This window comes from Salinarimonas rosea DSM 21201, assembly GCF_000429045.1.
GTDB classification, from domain to species: Bacteria; Pseudomonadota; Alphaproteobacteria; order Rhizobiales; family Beijerinckiaceae; genus Salinarimonas; species Salinarimonas rosea.
Genome location: NZ_KE386841.1, coordinates 335,786 through 358,429, shown reverse-complemented (window position 1 = coordinate 358,429; position 22,644 = coordinate 335,786). Strand labels below are relative to the sequence as shown.

The following is a 22,644-nucleotide window of genomic DNA, read 5'->3' as shown; positions in this document are numbered from 1 at the left end:
TCACACGCTCCCCACCGTCCGCAGCCGCGCGCGGGTGTGGATCTCCGCCTGGCTGATCACCGGCGTCTCGCGGCGGAAGCGCTCGATGATGGAGCGCACGAACGGCCGCGACTGCGCGGAGGTGACCAGCACCGGCATCTCGCCCTGGCGCGCGGCGTCCTCGAAGCGGTCACGCACGCCGTTGACGAACTCGCCGAGCTTGGAGGGCTGCATCGCGAGCTGGCGGTCGTCGCCCTGACCGACGATGGATTCCAGGAAGGCCGCCTCCCAGGCCGGCGAGAGCGTGACGATGGGCAGCGTCCCGTTCGGCCCCGTGTACTGCGCGCAGATCTGGCGGGCGAGGCGCTGGCGCACGTGCTCGACGATCTCGCGCGGCGCGCGGGTGCCGCCGACGACCTCGGAGATGCCCTCGAGGATCGTGCCGAGGTCGCGGATCGAGACGCGCTCGGCCAGCAGCAACTGGAGCACGCGCTGGATACCCGTCGCGGTGATCTGCGAGGGCACCATCTCCTTGACGAGGTCGGCGTGCTCCTTGGGCAGGTCGCGCAGCAGCTTCTGCACCTCGATGTGGGAGAGGAGCTCGGCCATGTTGGCCTTGATCACCTCGGTGAGGTGCGTGGACAGCACCGTGGCCGCGTCGACCACGGTGTAGCCCTTGAGCTGGGCCTGGTCGCGCAGCCCCGCATCGACCCATGTCGCCGGAAGGCCGAAGGTCGGCTCCAGCATGTGCTGGCCCGGCAGCTGCACCTGACCGCCCATCGGGTCGATCGCCATGAACTGGTCGGGATAGACCACGCCGCGGCCGGCCTCGATCTCCTTGACGCGGATGACGTAGGCGTTGGCGTCGAGCTGGACGTTGTCGAGGATGCGCACGCTGGGCATCACGAAGCCGAGCTCGGCGGCGAGCTGGCGGCGCAGGGCCTTGATCTGCTCGGTGAGCCGGTCGGCGCCGCTCGCGGTCTTGCCGTTGACGAGCGGCAGCAGCGCGTAGCCGATCTCGATCTTGACGTCGTCGATCTTGAGCGTGTCGGAGATCGGCGGCTCGCCGGGCGTGTCGCCGCCCTCCGCCGCCGCCTCGCGGCGCGCGGCCTCCGCCTGCGCCGCCTCCTCCGCCGCGCGCTCCTTGCCCTTCTTGCCGAAGTGCCACGCCGCGAAGCCGGCGGCGACGGCGAGCGTCATGAAGGGGATGAAGGGGATGCCCGGCAGGAGGGCGATCATGCCCATCACCGCCGCCGACATGCCGAGCGCCTTGGGGTAGTTCGCGAGCTGCTTGCCGAGCGCCTTGTCGGCGGCGCCCTTGACGCCCGCCTTGGAGACGAGGAGGCCCGCCGCGGTGGAGACGATCAGCGCCGGGATCTGCGAGACGAGGCCGTCGCCGACGGTGAGCATCGTGTAGGAATGCGCCGCGTCGCCGAAGCTCATGCCCATCTGCACGACGCCGATGACGATGCCGCCGATGACGTTGATCAGCGTGATCAGGAGGCCGGCGATGGCATCCCCGCGGACGAACTTCGAGGCACCGTCCATGGCACCGAAGAAGCTCGATTCGTCCTCGAGCTTCTGGCGGCGCTCCTTCGCCTGCTTGTCGTCGATGATGCCCGCCGAGAGGTCGGCGTCGATCGCCATCTGCTTGCCGGGCATGGCATCGAGCGTGAAGCGCGCGGCCACCTCGGCGATGCGGCCCGAGCCCTTGGTGATGACGATGAAGTTCACCAGGACCAGGATCGCGAAGACGACGACGCCGATGACGAAGTTGCCGCCCATGACGAAGCCGCCGAAGGCCTCGATGACGTGGCCCGCCGCGTCCGTGCCCTCGTGGCCGTAGCTCAGGATGAGCCGCGTCGAGGCGAGGTTCAGCGCCAGCCGCAGCATGGTGGCGATGAGCAGGATCGTCGGGAAGGACGAGAACTCGAGCGGCTCCTCGATGAACAGCGCCGTCATCATGATCAGCACGGAGAAGATGATCGACACCGCCAGCAGCAGGTCGAGGACGACCGCCGGCAGCGGGAAGATCAGCACCACGAGGATGCCGGTGACGCCGAGCGCCAGGAACAGGTCCGTGCGCCTCGTCAGCGCACCGAGCGCCGACAGGCCGGCCGCGCCCCGCGACGCGCCCGTCCCCACCGCAGCCGGTGCCCCCGCTTCACTCATCGCAGCCCTCTCGCCAGACTAGGCAAGTTCTGCCGGGAGGATGGTGAACGAAGCGTTAAGGGAGGGATGCGGGACGCGCGTCGCCGGGACCGCGACGGGCGGTTCGCGGGAGCGCGAGACCTGCCCGGCACCTCTCGCGGCTTGCTACTGCAAAGCCACGCTCGTCCGTGCTAAGCTACCCTCCGTGGTCGGACATTCCGCTGCACCGCCGGAGCGGGCACGGGCGAGGGGCCCGAGACGCGGAGACCGACGCGGGAGGAGATCGTCATGACCGAAACGCGCAAGTGGTCCGCCGTCCTCGACACGATGCCGCCGGAGCCGCCGCGGCTGCGGGTCCAGGGCCAGGTCAGGGCGCCCTCGTCCGGCTACACGGCACGGCTCGTGCCGGTCGATACGCCCGACGGCCCGGCGGAGGTGCTGGAGCTCGAGCTCGTCCTCACGCCGCCGAGCAGCCCGGACACGGAGGTCTTCACCTGGATCGACGTGACGGAGCGTCTCGAGCGCCCGCGCGACGCGCCGCTCCTCCACACGGTGATCATTCGCGAGAAGGACGCGATCCTCGCCTCGATCCACGTCGAGATCGTCGCCTGACCGCGAGGGCTCCGAACGCACCGAGCGCCCGGCGAGGGTCTCTCGAACCGGGCGCCGGCGTGCGCGCCACCCTGGAAAATCCGGTTTCGCCCGTCGCAGGCCGGTTGCGTCGTCCCGGCCATGGGCTCCGGCGGAGCCGAGGCCCCGTCTCGTCGGTATCCTGCGGCATTGTGGTGACCGGCGAGAGGCGGTACCTCTGCTTCTCGCGTGCACCCGGTCGGCCTCGTGCGAGCGGACCGTCCTCCCGCGCCGCGTCGGGCCGCCGGTCGCGCCGGGGCCGGTCAGCCGCCGAGGAAGACGACGGCCGCCACCAGCGCGCAGGCGTACTGGATGGAACGGGCGTGCGCGATCCACGGCGTGCGCAGCGCGCGGCGGGACATGTCGATGTCGGTCCGGCGCAGCGGCTCTTCCGCGTCGACCAGCCAGGGATAGATGAAGGTTGCGGGGATCATGGCTCTGTCTCCTGAATGCGCGAGCCCTCGGTACCGTGCCGGAACCGCTGTCGTCGACGGCAGTCTGAATCGATTCAAGCACGCGCCGGATATGGCCTCGATGCCGCGGGCCGTCAAGGGTTCCAGCGGCTCCTTGAATCGATTCATCGATCGGGTATACGAGGCGCGATGAGAAAAGCACGGCTCAAGGACGTGGCGCTGCTCGCGGGCGTGTCGCAGGGCACGGTGTCCAACGTCTTCAACCGCCCGGAGCTGGTCCGCGAGGAGCTGCGCGAGCGGGTCCTCGCGGCGGCCAAGAAGATCGGCTTTCGCGGCCCCGCGCCGGCGGGGCGCGTGCTGCGATCGGGCCGCTCGGACCTCGTCGCGATCGTGGCGGACGCGAGCCTGCACTACATCGTCAACGACCCTTTCGCCCAGAAGCTGATCTCCGGCATCGCGGAGATCTGCGACGAGGCGCGTATCGGGCTGACCATCGTCTCGGCGGACGCCGAGCGGCGCGACGGCTGGTCGATCGAGACCGCCATCGTCGACGGCTTCATCCTGTTCTGCATCAGCGAGGAGAACCGCCTCGTCGAGCTCGCCCGCCGGCGCGGCCTGCCCTTCGTCGCAGTCGATTCGGGGGACGTGCCGGGCGCCGGCGCGGTCGACGTCGACGACCGCAAGGCGGCGGCGGAGGCCGCGCGCCACGTGGTCGGGCTCGGCCACCGGAAGATCGGCATCCTGTCGCTCGAGGTCGACGACCGCGAGCGCACCGGCTTCATCGACGACGCGCGCTTCGCCGAGATCCGCTTCACCACGCCGCGCGCGCGCCTGCTCGGCTACCGCGACGTGTTCGAGGAGGCGGGCATCCCGCCCGCCGACATCGTCGCCTACGAGTGCCTGAACGACGCGCCCTCCGTGGAGGAGGCGATCGACGCCTTGTTCGCGCCCGGCGTGGCGCACCCGACGGCCCTCCTCGCCATGTCCGACACGATGGCGCTCGCCGCCTGTGCCGCGCTGGCGCGCCGCGGGCTCGGCGTGCCGCACGACGTCTCCATCGTCGGGTTCGACGACGTGCCGCAGGCCGAGCGCGCCGTGCCGCCGCTCACCACGATCCGCCAGCCGGTGGAGGACAAGGGCCGCGTGGCGGCGCGGATGCTGCTCGCCGGCGCGCGGGACCACGTCATCCTGCCGACCAGCCTCGTGGTGCGGGCCTCGACCGCCGCGCCGCCGGCGGACGCGCCACCGACGAGCGCCGGCGACCGCCCCTCGCGCATCGCCGAGGCGGCGCGCGGGGGCTGAGCGCCGCACACGTCAGCTGCGGCCCTCGAAGATGCCGAGCCCGCCGGCCTCCTCGCCCCAAAGCGCCTCGACGCGGGCGTCGCGACCGCAGTTCCAGCGGTAGAAGCGGTAGGCGACGGGGTTCTTCTCGTAATAGTCCTGGTGGTAGTCCTCGGCCGGCCAGAACGTCGTCGGCTCCTCGATCCCGGTGGCGATCGGCGCCTCGAACCGCGCCGCGACCTCCTCGAGCGAGGCCTCGGCGAGCGCCTCCTGCTCGGGGTTCAGAGGGAAGATCGCCGACCGGTAGGAATCCCCGACGTCGCAGAACTGCGCGCCTGCGGTCAGCGGATCGATCGTTCGCCAGAACACGTGGAGCAGCTCCTCGTAGCCGACCCGACCGGGGTCGTAGACGATCTCGACCGCCTCTGCGTGGCCGGTCCCGCCGGCCGTGACCTGCCGGTAGGTTGGGTTCTCGAGGCTGCCGCCGACATAGCCGGAGGTCGTCTCCAGCACGCCGGGGACCTTGTCGAAATCGGCCTCGACGCACCAGAAGCAGCCGCCGGCGAACACGGCACGGGCGGTGTCGTCGCCCTCCTGCGCAGCGGCGGGGGCGGCGACGAGCGTGGCCGCGGCGAGCACGGCGAGCAGCGGGCGGGACATGGTCTGGCCTCCTCGGCGGATCTCGTCCGTGTCGCGGGTATGTGGGGCGCGACCGCCCGCACGCAATGCGACCCGCAAGCCCCTGTTCGCGCCAGCGCAAGCGAACTTCCTCGCCGTACCGCTGTTCCTTGCGTAGACGATCAAGGACCGACGCGAGACGCGAAAGGACGGGACGATGGGCCTCCTCGTCGACGGCCGCTGGCAGGACCGGTGGTACGACACCTCATCCACGGGCGGGCGCTTCGAGCGCCAGACGTCGAGCTTCCGCAGCTGGATCACGCCGGACGGCGCGCCCGGCCCCTCCGGGGAGGGCGGCTTCCGCGCCGAGCCGGGGCGCTACCACCTCTACGTCAGCCTCGCCTGCCCGTGGGCGCACCGCACGCTGATCTTCCGCCGTCTCAAGGGTCTGGAGGAGATGATCTCGCTGTCCGTCGTCCACTGGTTCATGGGCGAGGAGGGCTGGAGCTTCGAGCCCGGCGAGGGCGTCGTCCCCGACGCCGTCGACGGCGCGCGCGTGCTGCACGAGGTCTACACGAAGGCGGACCCGCACTACACCGGGCGCGTCACCGTGCCGGTCGTCTGGGACAAGGCGCGCGGCACCATCGTCTCGAACGAGAGCGCGGAGATCATCCGCATGCTCAACTCCGCCTTCGACGGGGTCGGCGCCGCGCCGGGGGACTACTACCCGCAGGCACTGCGCGAGGAGATCGACGCGGTCAACGCGCGCGTCTACGACGACGTCAACAACGGGGTCTACAAGTCGGGCTTCGCCACGACGCAGGCAGCCTACGAGGAGGCGGTTCGCCCGCTCTTCGCGACGCTCGACTGGCTGGACGAGCGGCTGTCGCGCACGCGCTACCTCGTCGGGGACACGATCACCGAGGCGGACTGGCGGCTGTTCACGACGCTCCTGCGCTTCGATCCGGTCTATGTCGGGCACTTCAAGTGCAACATCCGGCGCATCCGCGACTACCCGAACCTGTCGGGCTACCTGCGCGAGCTCTACCAGGTGCCGGGGATCTCCGATACCTGCGACTTCGACCACATCAAGCGCCACTACTACCAGAGCCACCCGAGCGTGAACCCGTCGCGGATCGTACCGCTCGGGCCGGAGCTCGATCTCGAGGCGCCGCACGGGCGCGGCTGACGCGCCCCGCCTCACGAATGCGCGAGCGGGGGGTCGCCGGGAACCCCGGGGCGCCCTAGCTGCTGTCTCGTCGATAATGGCGTGGGGGCGTACCGGAACCGGAGGAGGCGCGCATGACGCACGCCGACACGACCCGCTCGACGGCGACCTACCCGACGTCCGCCGACGTCCTCGCCCCGCCACGGCCCGCTATCCGCGACCTCCCGCCCCGCGATGTGATCGTCGCCTTGCAGGAGGGCTTCGCCGACTTCCAGGCCAAGCCGTCGCACCTGTTCTTCCTCGCCTTGTTCTACCCGCTTTTCGGCCTCGTGCTCGGGCTCGCCGTGTTCTCCGACGCGGGGCTCTCGCTCGTCTTCCCTCTCGTCGCCGGCTTCGCTCTCGTCGGCCCGGTGGCGGCTATCCCGCTCTACGAGTCGAGCCGGCGCCTGGAGACGGGGGAGGACTGCGCCTGGATCGAGTGCCTCGACGCGCTGAGGCGCCCGGGCGTGACCTCGATCGTGCTGATCGCGATCCTGCTCGGCGTCCTGTTCGTGCTCTGGCTCGCGGCCGCGCAGACGATCTGGGCCGCGACCTGGGGCGGGCCGGCGCCCGCTGCGCCGTTCGCGTTCCTGGGCGAGGCGCTGACGACGCCCCGCGGCTGGGCGCTCATCGTGGTCGGCCACGCGGTCGGCTTCGTCTTCGCCGCGCTCGCCTTCGCGATCGGCGTCGTCTCGCTGCCGATGCTGGTCGACCGCGACGTCGGCGCGGGCGTCGCGCTCGCGACCTCCTTCGCCGCCGTGCGCCGCAACCCGAAGTCCATGGCGCTGTGGGCGGCGATCGTCGCCGGCCTGCTCGTCCTCGGCTCGATCCCGCTCCTGGTCGGCCTCGTCGTCGTGATGCCGGTCCTCGGCCACGCGACCTGGCGGATCTACCGGCGGGCGGTGGACCGCGACAGCGTCGCCCGCACCCCCGCCCGGGGGTGAGCGCGGGGGTGCGCGGGCGGCAGCCGCAGGCGTCGCGCCGGCGCAGGCGGGCGCGTCACGCCTCCCCGTCCACCAGCCCCTCGAAGAGGCGCGCCACGGCTTCCGCGCCCGGATCCTTGTGGCCGGCGAGCTTGTCCTGCGCGAGGTAGGCGGCGCGGCCGGCCTTGGCGCGGGTGATCTCCGCGGTGCGGTCGGCCCCCGCGCGCGCCGCCCGGGCGGCGGCGGGGAGGCCGTCCGGCAGCGCCTCGAGCGCGGGGGCGAGCGCGTCGATCATCGTGCGGTCGCCGGGCTGGGCGCCGCCCACCTGCATGACCCGCTCGAGCCCCGCCGAGAGCGCGCCGATCCAGGATCGGCCGGACGCCGAGGCGTCACCGGCTGCGGCGAAGAAGATCGCGAGCAGGACGCCGGACGAGCCGCCCATCGTCTGCGACAGCTCGATGCCGATCGACCGGTAGAGCTGCGTCGGGTCGGCGAGGGGCATGCGGTCGAGCGCGCCGGCGAGCGCGCGGGCGGCGCCCGCGAGCGTCGAGCCGGTGTCGCCGTCGCCCGACTTGGCGTCGAGCGCGTTGAGGTCGGCCTCCGCCGCGATCAGGATCTCGCAGCAGCGTGCGATCAGGGCGCGGTTCTGCGGATGAGCCGAGGCCATCGGCTGGATCGGGGTGAGCCCGTCCGGCAGCGGCAGGACGGTCGGCTCGCCCAGCCGCTCGAGCCCCGGCCAGGCCTGCGGCACGACGGGCGCCGCGAGCGCCTTCGCCTGCGCCTCGTCGAGAGGGAGGAGCGAGAGCGAGAAGCCGTGCATGTCGAGCGAGGTCATCAAGGGCGCCGGGCCGACGATCCAGCGCACCCGCCCGCCGATCTCCGAACGCGCCAGCTCCTCCACGAGGACGGACATCTCGAGCGGCGTCGCGCCGCCGAGATTGTTCATCAGCGCGACGTGGTCCCCCGCGCCGAGATGCGGGCGCAGCCGCTCGACCACCATGGCCATCGCGGCGCGGGCGCCGTCGAACTCGACCTGCTCGATCCCCGCCTCGCCGTGGATGCCGAGCCCGAGCTCGGCACGCCCGGCGGCGATGCGGTCCTCCTTGGGCGAGCCCGGCACCGTGCAGGTGTCGAGGGACATGCCGATGGAGATCGCGCCGGCGATGACGCGCTCGGCCGCCGCCGTGATCGTCTCCAGGTCGGCCCCCTCCTCCGCCATCGCGCCGGCGATCTTGTGGACGAAGAGCGTGCCGGCGACGCCGCGAGCCTGCGGCAGGTCCGGCAGCGCCACGTCGTCGTCGACGATCACCATCGAGACCGTGAGCCCGAAGGCGCGGGCGCGCTCGGCGGCCAATCCGAAGTTCAGCCGGTCACCGGTGTAGTTCTTGACGATGAGCAGGCAACCGGCCTTGCCGGTGACGGCGAGGATGCCGGCGAGCACCGCGTCGACCGAGGGCGAGGCGAAGACGTCGCCGCACACCGCCGCCGTGAGCATGCCGCGCCCGACGAAACCCGCATGGCTCGGCTCGTGTCCCGAGCCGCCGCCGGAGACGAGCGCGACCTTGCCGCGGTCCCAGTCGGTGCGGACCACGACCTTGATGTGCGGGTAGCCGTCGAGCCTGGCGAGCCGGCCGGAGGAGGCCCGCACCAGGCCGTCGATCGCCTCGGTGACGAGGGTGTCCCTGTCGTTGATGAACTGCTTCACGGTCTCACCTCCCGGAAGGGACGCGCGCGCCGGCGGCGTCGAAATAGAGCGGGGCCTGCGGCCGGATGGCGACGATGTCGCCCGGCGTCAGGCGGGTGTGCACCTCGGTGAGCGTCACGATCTCGTGGCCGTCGAGGGTCAGATGCAGCCGGGTCTGGTCGCCGAGCCGCTCGATGCGGCCGACCCGCGCCTCGCGCCCCTCCCCGATCCGGATATGCTCGGGCCGCAGCCCGATCGTGGCCGCGCCGTCGGGGCGCGTGCCGAAGAGGTCTGCGGGCAGCGTGTTGATCCGTGGCTGGCCCAGCCGCTCGGCGACGTAGACGCTCACCGGGTCCTCGTAGATCTCGCGGGGCGTGCCGAACTGGACGAGCCGCCCGCGGTCGAGCACCCCGACGTGGGTCGCCATCGTCATCGCCTCGATCTGGTCGTGCGTGACGTAGAGCAGCGTCGCGCCGAGCTCCTGCTGGATGCGCTTGAGCTCGATGCGCAGCTCCGCCCGCAGCTTGGCGTCGAGCGAGGAGAGCGGCTCGTCCATCAGGTAGATCCGCGGCCGGCGCACGAGTGCCCGGCCGATCGAGACGCGCTGCATCTCGCCGCCGGAGAGCTGCGTCGCCTTGTTGCCGAGCTTGTGGGCGATGCGCAGCACCTCCGCCACCTCGCGCACGCGCTTCTCGATCGCCGCCTCGTCCCAGCGCAGGATCGGCGAGCGCAGGGGGAAGGCGAGGTTGTCGCGCACGGTGAGGTGCGGATAGAGCGAGTATTGCTGGAAGACCATCGCGACGTCGCGCTGCGCCGGCATCTCGCCGAGCACGCTGCGCCCGTCGATCAGGATGTCCCCCGCGTCCGGGCGCTCGAGGCCGGCGACGAGGCGCAGCGTCGTCGTCTTGCCGGCGCCGGTGGGGCCGAGGAGCACGACGAAGGCGCCGTCGGGCACGCCGAGGCTCACGTCCTCGACCGCCGGCACCTTGCCGAAGCGCTTCGTCAGGTTCCGCAGCACGACCTCAGCCATCGTGCACCCCCTCGTTCGCGGCCGTGACGAAGGCGCGGCCGGTGCCCGCGTCGAAGAGCGAGAGCGTGCGCGCATCGAAGGCGAGGCCCGCGACCTCGCCGGGGCGAACGACCTCGCTCGAGGCGACGCGGGCACGCAGCGGACCGTTGACCGTCGAGAGGGTGACGATCTGCGTCGTGCCGAGATACTCCACCGCCTCGACGCGCCCGCGCAGGACGGCGTCCGCGGCATCGGTGAGATGCACGTGCTCGGGCCGCACCCCGAGCACGAGGCGCCGCCCGTCCGCCTCCTCGCGCAGCGCCGGCACGGCGACCTCGGCGCCCGCGAGCCGGACGGACGTGTCGCCGGGCCGGAAGCCGCCCTCGAAGCGGATGAAGTTCATCGACGGCGAGCCGATGAAGTCCGCGACGAACATCGTCGCCGGATGGTCGTAGATCTCCTGGGGCGTGCCGAACTGCTCCACGACGCCGTGGTTCATCACCACGATCTTGTCGCCCATCTGCATCGCTTCGAGCTGGTCGTGCGTGACGTAGACGGTGGTGGCGCCCATCCGGTCGTGCAGCGCGCGCAATTCCTCGGCCATGCGCTCGCGAAACTCGGCGTCGAGGGCGCCGATCGGCTCGTCCATCATGAAGGCCTTGGGGCTGCGCACGATGGCGCGCCCGAGCGCCACGCGCTGGCGATCGCCGCCCGACAGGCCGCTCACGGGGTGCTCGAGGATCTCCTCGATGCCGAGGATGCGGGCGACCTCGGCCACCTTCGCCTTCACCTGCGCCTTGGGCATGCCCTGGGACACGAGCGGGTAGGCGATGTTGCGGCGCACGTTCATGTGCGGGTAGAGCGCGAACATCTGGAAGACGAAGGCGATGTCGCGCTGCGAGGCGGGCTTGCGGGTGACGTCCTCGCCGTCGATCAGGATCTCGCCGGAGGTCGGCAGCTCGAGCCCCGCGATCATGCGCAAGGTCGTGGTCTTGCCGCAGCCGGAGGGGCCGAGCAGCATGAAGAACTCGCCGTCGCCGATGGTGAAGGACGAGCCCTCGACGGCGGTGAAGTCGCCGAACTCCTTGCGGAGATTGCGGATGACGATCTCGGCCATTCCTCACTCCGGGAAGTGGCTGACGACGAGGAACATCACCGTGCCCGTCAGCGTCACGAGGAAGGACCAGGTGTAGGCCCACAGGAAGAGCGGCTGCATCAGCATGACGACGCCCAGCGCGATCAGCACGGTGGCGAGCATCTCCCAGGGGCCGCGGCGCAGGCGGACGATGCCGTCGAGGAAGTCTCTCATTTGCGCACCGCGCCGAAGGTGATGCCGCGCAGGAGGTGCTTGCGCAGAAGCACGGTGAAGATCAGCACCGGCAGCAGGAACAGCGTCGCCCCCGCCGCCACCGCCGGCCAGTCCTGGCCGCCGACCCCGATGATGGTGGGGATGAAGGGCGGCGCCGTCTGCGCCGTGCCCGACGTCAGCAGCACCGCGAAGGCGTACTCGTTCCAGGCGAAGATCAGGCAGAAGATCGCGGTGGACGCGATGCCGGTCGCCGCCTGCGGCAGCACGACCTTGTAGAAGGCCTGGAAACGCGTGTAGCCGTCGATCAGCGCCGCTTCCTCGTACTCGCGCGGGATCTCGTCGATGAAGCCCTTGAGCAGCCACACCGCGAGCGAGATGTTCACCGCCGTGTAGAGCAGGATCATGCCCAGGTGCGTGTCGGACAGGCCGAGCTGGCGGTACATGAGGAAGATCGGGATCGCGACCGCGATCGGCGGCATCATCCGCGTCGAGAGGATGAAGAAGAGGAGGTCGTCGCTCAAGGGGATCTTGAAGCGCGAGAAGGCGTAGGCCGCGAGCGTGCCGAGGAAGACCGACAGGAAGGTCGAGCCGAAGCCGATGACGACCGAGTTCATGAACCGCTCGCCGAAGCGCGAGGGCCCGGCGATGACCATGCCGTAGGAGCGCACGATCTCCTCCGCGATCCCCTCCGGCGGGGGCAGCGACTCGAGCTGCTCGGGCGTGACGCGGGTGCGCGTGGTGAACAGGTTGACGTAGCCCTCGATCGTCGGGTCGAAGACGACCTTCGGCGGATAGCTGATCGCGTCCGCCGGGGTCTTGAAGCCGGTGGCGACGATCCACAGGAGCGGAATCAGCGTGACCACCGCGTAGGCGACGACGAGCCCGCCCGAGATCCACTTCGTCGTCGCGGACGGCTCGGTGATGGAATGCGCGCTCATCGGGCTTTGACCTTGTTCAGCGCCTTCACGTAGATCGAGGCCAGGCCGAAGATCGTCACGAACAGGATCACGGCGTAGGCGGAGGAGTAGCCCGTGCGCCACTTCTCGAAGGCCTCGCGCTTCAGGTTGATCGAGGCGAGCTCGGTCACCGAGCCCGGGCCGCCGCCGGTGAGCTGGACGACGAGGTCGAACATCTTGAAGTTCTCGATGCCGCGGAAGAGCACGGCGAGCATCAGGAACGGCAGCACCATGGGCACCGTGATGGTCCAGAACTGCCGCCACTTCGAGGCCCGGTCGATCTCGGCGGCCTCGTAGATGTAGTCCGGGATCGAGCGCAGGCCCGCGAGGCAGATCAGCATCACGAAGGGCGTCCACATCCAGGTGTCGACGATGACGATCGACCAGGGCGCGAGCTCCACCGAGCCGAGCATGGAGAAGCTCGATGCCGGGATGCCGGTGAAGAACTCGACCATGTAGTTGATCAGGCCGATCTGCGGCTGGTAGAGGAAGGTCCAGAAATTGCCGACGACGGCGGGCGAGAGCATCATCGGCAGGACGATGATCGTCGTCCACAAGGCGTTGCCCTTGAACTTCTTGTTGATCAGGTACGCCAGCGCGAAGCCGATCAGCACCTGGAAGACGATCGTCCACACCAGGAAGTGCGCCGTCGCCTGCATGTTCATCCAGATGCCGTCGTCGGTGAGGATGCGCTCGTAGTTGCGCAGACCCACCCACTCGACCTCTCGATTGAGCCGGTTGGCGCGGTAGTCCGTGAAGGACAGCCGCACCGTCCAGATCAGGGGAAAGATGTTGATGGCGAGCAGCAGGAAGATCGTCGGGGCGACGAAGATCCAGGCGATCGCCCGGTCGGAGAGCCCCCGGACCCTGCGCGCGACCGACGGCGGCGTCTTCTCGGCGGCGGCGGTGATGACGCTGTTCGTCATGAAGAACGACCGTGCTTCGGATGGCTGCGGGCGGCGATCCCTCTCCCGGACGGGAGAGGGGCAGGGGTGAGGGTGTACGGCTCGCCGTTCGTGCACCGACGCCGGCGGCGGCCGTCTGCGGCGGGCCCAGCCCGCGGGCGTCGATCCCTCACCCCCGACCCCTCTCCCTCGCGGGAGAGGGGGGAGAGCGCCTCACAGCTTGCCGTCGTCCTCGAAGACCTCCGTCCAGTCCTCGATCAGGCCGTCGAGGGCCTCCTGGGCGGTGCCCTGGTCGGCGACGATGTAGTTGTGCAGGCGCTCCTGCATGGCGAGCAGCAGCTCGGCGTAGGTCGGCTCCTGCCAGAAGTCCTGCACGCCGCCCATCGCCTCGAGGAAGTCGCCGGCGAAGGGCTGGCTCTCGACGAAGCCGGGGTCGTTCAGCACGGAATTGTGCGCCGAGTAGCCGCCGAGCGCCCACCACTTCGCCTGCACGTCCGGCTGCGCGAACCAGCGGATGTACTCGAGCGCCGCGTCCTGCTTGTCCGAGTAGGACACGACCGAGATGCCCTGCCCGCCCAGCGTCGAGGCGGCGACGTTCTGCGGCGGGTTGACGAAGAAGTCGATCTTGTCGCCACCCACCGTCGGGTCCGCGTAGAGGCCCGGGAAGAAGGCGAACCAGTTCATCGCCATCGCCACCTGGCCCGACTTGAACGCGTCGAGCGACTGCTCCATGTAGGCGTTCGTGTAGCCCGGGGGCGTGCAGCACTCGTAGAGCTCCTTGTAGAACTCCAGCGCCTCCACCGCCTCCGGCGAGTTGACCGCGCCCTCCATGTCGTAGGAGCCGGGCTCGTTCTCGTACTTGAAGCCCCAGGCGTAGAGCGCGCCGGTGGCGCCCATCGTGATGCCCTCCGAGCCGCGCTCGGTGAAGATCGACACGCCGTAGACCGTCTGCCCGTCGATCTCGCGGCCCTGGAAGAACTTCGCGATCTCCATCAGCTCGCGCTGCGTCGTCGGCTCCGCCAGCGGGCGGCCGTACTCGGCCTGGAAGGCCTCCTGCAGCTCGGGACGGGAGAACCAGTCCTTGCGGTAGAACCAGCCGTTGGCGTCGCCCATGGCGGGGAGCGCATAGTAGTTCGGTGTGCCCTTCGGCCAAGTGGAATAGGCATAGACCGTCGCCGGGGCGAAGTCGTCCATGCTGATCCCGGCTTCGTCGAAGAAGTCGTTCAGCTTGACGTAGTGCCCGTTCTCGGCGCCGCCGCCGATCCACTGGCTGTCGCCGATGAGCAGGTCGCAGAGCTGGCCGCCGGAGTTGAGCTCGTTCAGCATGCGGTCGGCGAAGTTCGGCCAGGGCACGAACTCGAACCGCATCGTATGGCCGGACTGCGCCTCGAACTCCTTGGAGAGCTCGACGAGCGCGTTCGCCGGGTCCCAGGCCGCCCAGCACAGGGTCAGCTCCTCGGACTGCGCGGCGTTGGAGCCGGCCGCCAGCGCCAGCGCGGCGACGGTCGCGGCGAGATAGGGTGCTTTCCTCATCCTCGGATCTCCTCCCAGAGAGCAGCGCGCCGGTCGTGGTGCCGGTCTTGTCGCCTTCCCGAACGATAAGCGCAGCCGTCGGGCGCTGTCCACGCTTTTCTGAGGTACGCCCCTCATTTCGCAACGCAGCGAATGCCGTTGCGGAATGCACTCGTGCGAACGGAGCAATTCGCGTTCGAGATCAGGCGATTGCGCCATACGAGGCGCCCGCCTCACCCGGCCGGCGGCAGGTTCTCGCGCAGCAGGATCTCGATGCGGATCTGCTCCTGTCCCGGGTCGAGCGGCGTCCCGTCGATGGCGGCGCGCAGGACTCGCAGGGTGGAGCGGGCGATGTGCCCCACGTCCTGGGTGATCACGGCGTCGATGGTGCCGTCCTCGAGCGCCGCGCGCGCCGCCGGCGTGAGCTCGTGGGCGACGACGGTGATCCGCCCGGCGAGCCCCAGCGCCGCCAGCGTGTGCACGAGCCCGCGATGGCCCGCGCCGAGCGCGTAGAGCGCGTCCACCCGCGGATGCGCGGCGAGCGCCTCCGCGAGGCGCTGCGCCACGACGTCGGAATCGTCGCGGCCCTCGATCGAGGGCAGGATCGTGGCCCCGGGGAAGAAGCGCAGCATCGTCTCGTCGAAGCCGAGCCGCCGCTCCATCTGGTCGCGCGCCATCATCGATCCGGCGACGACCACGACCGTCGGATCGGGCCTGCGCGCGAAGCGGCCGACGAGCTGCGCCGCCGTGCGACCCGCCGCGAGATTGTTTATGCCGACGAAGCGGTTGCGCGCGGAGTTCGGCTGGTCGGAGACGAGCGCGACGACCGGCGTGCCGGCCTGCGCGAGCCGGCCGATCGCGTCGCGCACCTGCGGCGTCTCCGGCGCCATCAGCGCGACGCCGTCGACGCCGTCGAGCCCCGCGAGCGCCCGCACGGTCGCCGTCGGGTCGAAGGCGGCGACGGTGACGATCCGCGCCGCGGTTCGGTCGAACGCCGCGAGCCCCGCCGCGGACTCGATCGCCCCGCGCAACGCCTGCATGAACGAGGTGCGGCTGTCCGGCAACACGAAGGCGACCCGGTAGCTGCGCCGGCGGGCGAGGTTGGCGGCCGCGACGTCGCGCACGTAGCCGAGCCGCTCGATCGCCTCGTTCACCCGCACGACCGTGCGCGCCCGCACGCCCGGCCGGGCGTTGAGCACGCGATCCACCGTCGCGAGGCTGACGCCGGCTTCCTTGGCGATGTCGTTTACGGTCGGACGCTGCACGACGGAGTTCCCACATTGCCCTCGCGGCGAGGGGGCGCGATGATCGTCCGCGCCTCGAGGTACGTCAATCGACACGTGTACGCGCCCCCGGAGCGTCGCTCGGCTCGAGCGGGCCCACCGCGCCACGGGCTGCGCAGGCGCGTCCTGTGCGCGTCCCGTGCGCCTCCCCTGGGCGAGGGAACTTCGCCACATCCCCGCCTTTCCCCTCCAGCGTGATGGATGGTCCGACGTCCCGGCGCGGCAACGAAGGCGGCCGCAGGACCGGGGTGGTCCGAGGGAGGAACGAGCGATGCGACGCACGATGGCCGGACTCGCGATGGGGCTCCTCGCGCTCGTCCTGGCGACGGCGGCCCGGGCCGTGCCCGTGCAGACGACGACGCAGCTCAACCTGCGCGCCGGACCGGGCGTCTCCTACGCGATCGTCGCCACGATGCCGCCCGGCGAGGTGGTCGACATGCGCGGCTGCCGGGGAACGTGGTGCTTCGTCGTCTATCGCGGCTCGCTCGGCTGGGCGAGCGGGCGCTACCTCGCACGCATCCCGGTGCGACCGCGCACGCGACCGCGGTTTCCGCTCCTCGACCTCTTCGACCCGCAGGCCGCACCCGGGCCCCGTTACGAGGCGCCCCCGCCCCCGGCCGCGGCGCCGCCGCGGGTGATCGAGCGTCCGGCGCCGCGTCCGGAGCCGCAGCGCCGGGCGCGTCCGCGGCCCTCCACCGCGCCGCAGGAGCGCCCGCCGGAGCGTCCCTCGTCGCCCCCGCGGGGCGGCGGGCTCCTGCGCGATGCCGCGCCCGTCGTCGAGGTGCCGCGCCCCGAGCTCGAGCCGGAGGCGCAGACGCGGCCGCGCGACGACGCGAACACCACCCCGGCCGAGCCGGCTCCCGACGTGGAGACCGACGCCGGCACGCCGAGCGAGCGGCGCCTGCGCCGTCGCGAGGGTGCGGGCGGGACGACGGGGTCGGAGGTGCTCTGAGACGGCCGCCGCGCGGGCGACTCGATCCCGACGTTGCGTGAGCAGCGCTCCCCGAAGCGCGGCGTTGCGGCGGCGCGGGCCGGCGCGCAACGATGCTGCGCAATAGCCGATCGGGCGTTGCCGCGCTTGCGGCCCGGCTGCCTAACGGATAGTTTATATCTAATCCGTCGTGGGAGACGGAGCGATCTGCCGGTCCACGGCAGCAGGGAGATACAACGCTCATGATCAAGACCATGCTCAAGGCGAGCGCGCTTTCGCTCGCGCTCGCCGCGTCCCTCGGCGTCACCGGCGCGCCGGCGTTCGCGCAGGAGGTCGTCTACAACCGCGGCAACGACACCGACCCGTCGTCGCTCGACCCGCACAAGACCTCGACGGTCGCCGAGGCGCACGTGCTGCGCGACCTGTTCGAGGGCCTCGTCGTCTACAACGCCGCGGCGGAGGTCATTCCCGGGGTCGCCGAGAGCTGGGAAACCTCGGAGGACGGCCTGGTCTACACCTTCCGGCTGCGCGAGGACGCGCGCTGGTCGAACGGCGATCCGGTCACGGCGAGCGACTTCGTCTTCGCCTTCCGCCGCATCCAGGATCCGGCGACCGCCGCGGGCTACGCCAACATCCTCCATCCGATCAAGAACGCCGAGGCGATCAACTCGGGCGAGATGCCCAAGGAGGAGCTCGGCGCCCGTGCGATCGACGAGCGCACGCTCGAGATCACGCTCGCGAACCCCACGCCCTACTTCATCGAGCTGCTGACGCACCAGACCGGCCTGCCGCTGAACCAGGCCTCGGTCGAGGAGCACGGCGACGCCTTCACGCGCCCGGGCAACCTCGTCTCGAACGGCGCCTTCATGCTCGACAGCTTCACGCCGAACGACCGGATCGTGATGCGCAAGAACCCGAACTTCCACGATGCCGAGAACGTGCAGATCGACGTCGTGAACTTCATCCCCTTCGAGGAGCGCGCCACCTGCGTGCGCCGCTTCGAGGCGGGCGAGGTGCAGTCCTGCTCCGACCTGCCCTCCGAGCAGATCACCGAGCTGCGCGAGCGCCTCGGCGACCAGGTCCGGATCGCCCCCTACCTCGGCACCTACTACCTGCCGGTGAAGGTCACCAAGGAGAAGTTCGCCGACCCGCGCGTGCGCGAGGCGATGTCCATGGCGATCGACCGCGTCTTCCTCGCCGACGAGATCTGGCAGGGCACGATGGTGCCGGCCTACTCGCTCGTGCCGCCGGGCATCAACAACTACGTCGAGGACGCCCCGACCCTCGAGTACGCGGACGTCGACATCCTCGACCGCGAGGACCGCGCCATCGCGCTGCTCGAGGAGGCGGGCGTCGCAGCGGGCGAGCTGACGGTGGACCTGCGCTACAACACCTCCGAGAACAACAAGAACACCATGACGGCCGTGGGCGAGATGCTGCGCAACATCGGCATCGAGTCGACCCTGACCGAGATGGAGGGCGCGACCTACTTCAACTACCTGAAGGAGGACGGCGACTTCGACATCGCCCGCGCCGGCTGGATCGGCGACTACAACGATCCGCAGAACTTCCTCTTCCTCTACGAGTCGGACAATCTCGGCTTCAACTATCCGCGCTGGGCGAACGAGGACTACGATCGCCTGATGCAGCAGGCCGAGACCGAGACCGATCTCGCGGCCCGCGCCGAGATCCTGGCGGAGGCCGAGCGCCTCTTCCTCTCGCAGGTGCCGGCGATCCCGATCCTGTACTACACCTCGAAGGCCCTGGTCTCTCCGAAGCTGGAGGGCTGGGAGGACAACATCATGAACGTGCACGGCACGCGCTTCCTGTCGCTGTCGAACTGAGCACGACCTTCGCCCCCGCGCGCGGCACGGCCCCGGCCGTGATCCCGCGCGCGGGACGGCTCACGCGCCGCGGCGCGCAAACGGGACCCGACACCTGATGCTCGGCTTCGTGCTCCGGCGCCTCGCCGGTGCGATCCCGACGATCTTCATCGTCGTGACGATCGCGTTCTTCATGATCCGGGCGGCGCCCGGCGGACCGTTCGACCTCGAGCGGCCGCTCGATCCGCTGATCATGCAGAACCTCAACGCCGCCTTCCATCTCGACGAGCCGCTCTGGCGCCAGTACCTGCTCTACCTGGGCAACCTGCTGCAGGGCGACTTCGGGCCGAGCTTCACGCGCCGCGACTTCTCGGTGGCGGACCTCTTCGCGGTGGGGCTGCCGGTGTCGGTGACGCTCGGCGGCCTCGCGCTCTCGCTGGCGCTCGTGGTCGGCGCCTCGCTGGGCGTGCTCGCGGCGCTGCGCCAGAACAAGGGTGCGGACTACGCCGTCGTCGGCATCGCCACCTTCGGCATCACCATCCCCAACTTCGTCGTCGCGCCGATCCTCTCGCTCCTGTTCGGCGTGTGGATGGGCTGGCTGCCGGCGGGCGGCTGGGGCACGCCCGCACACATGGTGCTGCCGGTCGTCACCCTCGCCCTGCCGCAGATCGCCATTATCGCGCGCCTCACCCGCGGCGCGACGATCGAGGCGCTGCGCTCGAACCACGTGCGCACGGCGCGCGCCTACGGCCTGCCGACGCGCGTCGTCGTCGTCACCCACACGCTGCGCGCGGCGATCCTGCCCGTCGTCTCCTATCTCGGGCCGGCGGCGGCGGCGCTGCTCACGGGCTCGGTGGTCGTCGAGACGATCTTCGGCATCCCCGGCATCGGCCGCTACTTCGTCCAGGGCGCGCTCGCGCGCGACTACACGCTCGTGATGGGCACCGTGGTCGTGATCGCGATCTTCGTCGTGATCTTCAACCTGCTCGTCGACCTCGCCTACGCGCTGCTCGACCCGCGCGTGCGCTACGAGCGCTGAGGGAGGCCCGACCATGCAGATGCGCCTCGACCCCGCCGCGGATTCCGACGACCTCGCCCGATCGATCGCCGACGCCGGCCCCTCGCGCTCGCTGTGGCAGGACGCCTGGCTGCGGCTCCGCCGCAACAAGGCGGCCGTCGCGAGCGGGCTCGTGCTCGCCTTCTTCGCCCTCGTGGCGATCTTCGGCCCGGCTTTGGCGCCCAATCCCTACGACCGGGTCTTCCCGCAATACGTGCGGGTGCCCGCGAGCCTCGAGGCCTACCCGCGCGCCGACAGCATCGTCCCCGAGTTCGAGAGCGTGCTCGCCCGCGCCCGCGTCGAGGTCGGCGACATCTCGCTCGACGGCGGCACGATCTCCGCGCCGATCGTCTCCGGGAGCGGCATCGACCCGCGCTTCACCCGCTTCGTCGAGCGCTCGAACCTGTTCACCAACGCGCGCATCGTCGACATCTCCGCCGACGAGACCCGCGCCACGATGGTGGCCGACGTCGCGCGCACGTACTTCTTCTTCGGCACCGACGCCAACGGCCGCGACCTGTTCGCGCGCACCATGATCGGGGTGCGGATCTCGCTCGCGATCGGGCTGCTCGCCTCGCTGACGGCGCTGGTGATCGGCGTCGCCTACGGGGCGGTGGCGGGCTTCCTCGGCGGGCGGATCGACGGGGTGATGATGCGCTTCGTCGACATCCTCTACTCGCTGCCGTTCATCTTCTTCGTGATCCTGCTCGTCGTCTTCTTCGGCGGGAACTTCGTGCTGATGTTCCTTGCAGTCGGCGCCATCGAGTGGCTCGACATGGCGCGCATCGTGCGCGGCCAGACGATCTCCCTCAAGCGCCAGGAATTCGTCCAGGCCGCCGAGGCGCTGGGCGTGAAGCCCGGCGGCATCGTGCGCCGGCACATCGTGCCCAACACCCTCGGGCCGGTCGTCGTCTACCTGACGCTGCTCGTGCCCAAGGTGATCCTGCTCGAGAGCTTCCTGTCGTTCCTCGGGCTCGGCGTGCAGGAGCCGCTGACCTCGCTCGGGGTGCTGATCTCGGAGGGCGCGGCCAACATGCAGGGGGCGACCTGGATGCTGGTCTTCCCCGCCATCACGCTCATCGTCATCCTGTTCGCGCTCAACTTCCTGGGCGACGGCCTGCGCGACGCGCTCGACCCGAGGGACCGCTGATGAACGCGCGCTCCGACGATCCCGTCCTCACCGTGCGCGGCCTCGAGGTCGCCTTCGAGACGAACGACGGCACGATCGAGGCCGTGCGCGGCATCGATCTCGACGTCCACCGCGGCGAGACCGTCGCCATCGTGGGCGAATCGGGCTCCGGCAAGAGCCAGTCCATGATGGCGGCGATGGGCCTCCTCGCGTCGAACGGGCGGGCGCGCGGCAAGGCCGTGTACCGCGGGCGCGACCTCGTGGGCATGCGCGAGCGCGACCTCAACCGCATCCGCGGCGACAAGATCACGATGATCTTCCAGGAGCCGATGACCTCGCTCGACCCGCTCTACCGGGTCGGGCGCCAGCTCGCCGAGCCGATGCTGCACCATCGCGGCCTCTCGCGCCGCGCCGCCCGCGAGAAGGCGATCGCGCTGCTCGACCGCGTCGGCATCCCCGACCCGCAGCGGCGCATCGACGCCTACCCGCACGAGCTTTCCGGCGGGCAGCGCCAGCGCGTCATGATCGCCATGGCGCTCGCCAACGACCCGGACCTCCTCATCGCCGACGAGCCGACGACGGCGCTCGACGTGACGGTGCAGGCGCAGATCCTGACGCTGCTCGCCGATCTCCAGCGCGAGCGCGGCATGGCGATCGTGTTCATCACCCACGACCTCGGCATCGTGCGCCGCTTCGCGAGCCGCGTCTACGTGATGCGCCGGGGCGAGGTGGTGGAGAGCGGCGACACGCGCACCGTCTTCGAGGCCCCGCGCCACCCCTACACCCGCATGCTGATCGACGCCGAGCCGGCCGGCGAGAAGGCGCCCCCGCCGGCCGACGCGCCGATGGCGCTCTCGGGCGAGCGCGTGAGGGTCTCGTTCGACATCGGCGGCGGATTGCTCAAGGGGCCGCCGGTCGTGCTGAAGGCGGTCGACGACGTGACGCTGCGGCTGCGCAAGGGCCAGACGATCGGCGTCGTCGGCGAATCGGGTTCCGGCAAGTCGACGCTGGGCCGCGCGCTGCTCAGGCTGCTGTCGAGCGAGGGCCGCATCGTCTTCATGGGCCGCGACATCTCGGCCGCGGACAAGGCCGCCATGCGGCCGCTGCGCAAGGAGCTGCAGCTCGTCTTCCAGGACCCGTTCGGCTCGCTCTCGCCGCGCATGACGATCGGCCAGATCGTCACCGAGGGCCTGCTCGTCCACGAGCCGGGCCTGTCGGGTCAGGAGCGCGAGCGGCGCGCGGTCGAGGCGCTGCGCGAGGTCGGGCTCGACCCCGCGATGCGCAACCGCTATCCGCACGAGTTCTCCGGCGGCCAGCGCCAGCGCATCGCCATCGCCCGCGCGGTGATCCTCAAGCCGCACGTCGTCGTCCTCGACGAGCCGACCTCCGCGCTCGACCGCTCGGTGCAGAAGCAGATCGTCGAGCTGCTCCGCGACATCCAGTCCCGCTACGGCATGGCCTACCTCTTCATCAGCCACGACCTCGCCGTGGTGCGCGCGATGTCGGACTACGTCGTGGTGATGAAGACCGGCCGGGTCGTCGAGGAGGGGCCGACGGGCGCGATCTTCGAGCGCCCGGCGAGCGACTACACGAAGAGCCTGATGCACGCCGCCTTCGCGCTCACCGACTTCCACGATGAAGCGCGCCGGGTGGCCCAGGGCGGGTGACGGAGCCGCTGCGCCGCGGCTGCCGCGACGGCGCCACCGGCGGGCCGGGAGGCGTGGCGTCCCGGCCGGTCTGCGCCGCCGTCGCGTACCGGCTCCACGAGACGGCGAACCGCGCCGCCGCGGGATGCGCAACCGCGCCCCCTAGCCATCGGCGTCGAGATAGTTTATATGTGAACT

Annotated in this window: 20 protein-coding genes; 9 read left to right on the top strand and 11 right to left on the bottom strand. The window is 70.7% G+C overall.

Annotation, left to right across the window (positions count from 1 at the left end):
• Positions 1–2,151: a flagellar biosynthesis protein FlhA gene (flhA, locus tag G407_RS0122950; protein ID WP_029032688.1), complete on the bottom strand. Its 2,151-nt coding sequence runs from the start codon at positions 2,149–2,151 to the stop codon at positions 1–3.
• Between the two features lie 267 nt (positions 2,152–2,418).
• On the opposite strand from flhA, the gene G407_RS0122945 reads away from it, so the two are divergent.
• Positions 2,419–2,742 carry a hypothetical protein gene (locus G407_RS0122945; RefSeq protein WP_029032687.1) on the top strand — a complete coding sequence of 108 codons (324 nt, stop codon included), beginning with the start codon at positions 2,419–2,421 and terminating at the stop codon, positions 2,740–2,742.
• 281 nt (positions 2,743–3,023) lie between these two features.
• Here G407_RS0122945 and G407_RS31925 read toward each other — a convergent pair whose 3' ends face one another.
• The gene (locus tag G407_RS31925; protein WP_156917689.1) at positions 3,024–3,194 is read right to left on the bottom strand and encodes a hypothetical protein; all 171 of its coding nucleotides are present in this window, start codon (positions 3,192–3,194) and stop codon (positions 3,024–3,026) included.
• A 168-nt stretch (positions 3,195–3,362) separates the two neighbouring features.
• On the opposite strand from G407_RS31925, the gene G407_RS29560 reads away from it, so the two are divergent.
• A complete protein-coding gene (locus G407_RS29560; RefSeq protein WP_052341776.1) occupies positions 3,363–4,475 on the top strand; it encodes a LacI family DNA-binding transcriptional regulator in 1,113 nt (370 codons plus the stop codon).
• Positions 4,476–4,487: 12 nt separating this feature from the next.
• Here G407_RS29560 and msrA read toward each other — a convergent pair whose 3' ends face one another.
• The gene (gene msrA, locus G407_RS0122930) at positions 4,488–5,114 is read right to left on the bottom strand and encodes a peptide-methionine (S)-S-oxide reductase MsrA (protein WP_029032686.1); all 627 of its coding nucleotides are present in this window, start codon (positions 5,112–5,114) and stop codon (positions 4,488–4,490) included.
• Positions 5,115–5,289: 175 nt separating this feature from the next.
• Between msrA and G407_RS0122925 the strand changes: the two genes are divergently transcribed.
• Together G407_RS0122925 and G407_RS29555 are read left to right on the top strand one after the other, a co-directional pair.
• Positions 5,290–6,261: a glutathione S-transferase family protein gene (locus tag G407_RS0122925; protein ID WP_029032685.1), complete on the top strand. Its 972-nt coding sequence runs from the start codon at positions 5,290–5,292 to the stop codon at positions 6,259–6,261.
• Between the two features lie 113 nt (positions 6,262–6,374).
• Complete coding sequence (locus G407_RS29555) at positions 6,375–7,223, top strand: DUF2189 domain-containing protein (RefSeq protein WP_084327745.1); 849 nt, start codon at positions 6,375–6,377, stop codon at positions 7,221–7,223.
• A 55-nt stretch (positions 7,224–7,278) separates the two neighbouring features.
• Here the strand turns inward: G407_RS29555 and G407_RS0122915 are convergent, their stop codons facing one another.
• From G407_RS0122915 to G407_RS0122880, 8 genes are all read right to left on the bottom strand, one after another.
• Positions 7,279–8,907, bottom strand: coding sequence for a dihydroxyacetone kinase subunit DhaK (locus G407_RS0122915; protein ID WP_029032684.1), 1,629 nt, complete (start codon positions 8,905–8,907; stop codon positions 7,279–7,281).
• A 4-nt stretch (positions 8,908–8,911) separates the two neighbouring features.
• Positions 8,912–9,916, bottom strand: a complete 1,005-nt coding sequence (locus G407_RS0122910) for an ABC transporter ATP-binding protein (RefSeq protein ID WP_029032683.1) — start codon at positions 9,914–9,916, stop codon at positions 8,912–8,914.
• Entirely contained in the window at positions 9,909–11,012 is a 1,104-nt protein-coding gene (locus G407_RS0122905) for an ABC transporter ATP-binding protein (RefSeq protein ID WP_029032682.1), read from the bottom strand. The genes G407_RS0122910 and G407_RS0122905 overlap by 8 nt, the downstream gene beginning before the upstream one ends.
• A gap of 3 nt (positions 11,013–11,015) precedes the next feature.
• Complete coding sequence (locus tag G407_RS0122900; protein WP_029032681.1) at positions 11,016–11,204, bottom strand: hypothetical protein; 189 nt, start codon at positions 11,202–11,204, stop codon at positions 11,016–11,018.
• A complete protein-coding gene (locus G407_RS0122895) occupies positions 11,201–12,142 on the bottom strand; it encodes a carbohydrate ABC transporter permease (RefSeq protein ID WP_029032680.1) in 942 nt (313 codons plus the stop codon). The genes G407_RS0122900 and G407_RS0122895 overlap by 4 nt, the downstream gene beginning before the upstream one ends.
• Positions 12,139–13,086 carry a carbohydrate ABC transporter permease gene (locus G407_RS0122890; RefSeq protein ID WP_029032679.1) on the bottom strand — a complete coding sequence of 316 codons (948 nt, stop codon included), beginning with the start codon at positions 13,084–13,086 and terminating at the stop codon, positions 12,139–12,141. Before G407_RS0122890 ends, G407_RS0122895 begins: the two co-directional genes overlap by 4 nt.
• 192 nt (positions 13,087–13,278) lie before the next feature.
• Positions 13,279–14,598: an ABC transporter substrate-binding protein gene (locus G407_RS0122885; protein ID WP_029032678.1), complete on the bottom strand. Its 1,320-nt coding sequence runs from the start codon at positions 14,596–14,598 to the stop codon at positions 13,279–13,281.
• Positions 14,599–14,810: 212 nt separating this feature from the next.
• Positions 14,811–15,842: a LacI family DNA-binding transcriptional regulator gene (locus G407_RS0122880; RefSeq protein ID WP_029032677.1), complete on the bottom strand. Its 1,032-nt coding sequence runs from the start codon at positions 15,840–15,842 to the stop codon at positions 14,811–14,813.
• A gap of 289 nt (positions 15,843–16,131) precedes the next feature.
• Between G407_RS0122880 and G407_RS30810 the strand changes: the two genes are divergently transcribed.
• The 5 genes from G407_RS30810 to G407_RS0122855 all read left to right on the top strand — a co-directional run bounded on the left by G407_RS30810 (position 16,132) and on the right by G407_RS0122855 (position 22,467).
• Positions 16,132–16,812 carry an SH3 domain-containing protein gene (locus G407_RS30810; RefSeq protein WP_052341775.1) on the top strand — a complete coding sequence of 227 codons (681 nt, stop codon included), beginning with the start codon at positions 16,132–16,134 and terminating at the stop codon, positions 16,810–16,812.
• A gap of 221 nt (positions 16,813–17,033) precedes the next feature.
• Complete coding sequence (locus G407_RS0122870) at positions 17,034–18,635, top strand: peptide ABC transporter substrate-binding protein (protein ID WP_029032676.1); 1,602 nt, start codon at positions 17,034–17,036, stop codon at positions 18,633–18,635.
• A gap of 97 nt (positions 18,636–18,732) precedes the next feature.
• Positions 18,733–19,653 carry an ABC transporter permease subunit gene (locus G407_RS0122865; protein WP_029032675.1) on the top strand — a complete coding sequence of 307 codons (921 nt, stop codon included), beginning with the start codon at positions 18,733–18,735 and terminating at the stop codon, positions 19,651–19,653.
• A 19-nt stretch (positions 19,654–19,672) separates the two neighbouring features.
• On the top strand, positions 19,673–20,821 hold the full coding sequence (locus G407_RS0122860) for an ABC transporter permease (protein WP_156917693.1): 1,149 nt from the start codon (positions 19,673–19,675) through the stop codon (positions 20,819–20,821).
• Positions 20,821–22,467: an ABC transporter ATP-binding protein gene (locus G407_RS0122855; protein WP_043540364.1), complete on the top strand. Its 1,647-nt coding sequence runs from the start codon at positions 20,821–20,823 to the stop codon at positions 22,465–22,467. Before G407_RS0122860 ends, G407_RS0122855 begins: the two co-directional genes overlap by 1 nt.
• The last annotated feature ends 177 nt before the right edge of the window (positions 22,468–22,644 follow it).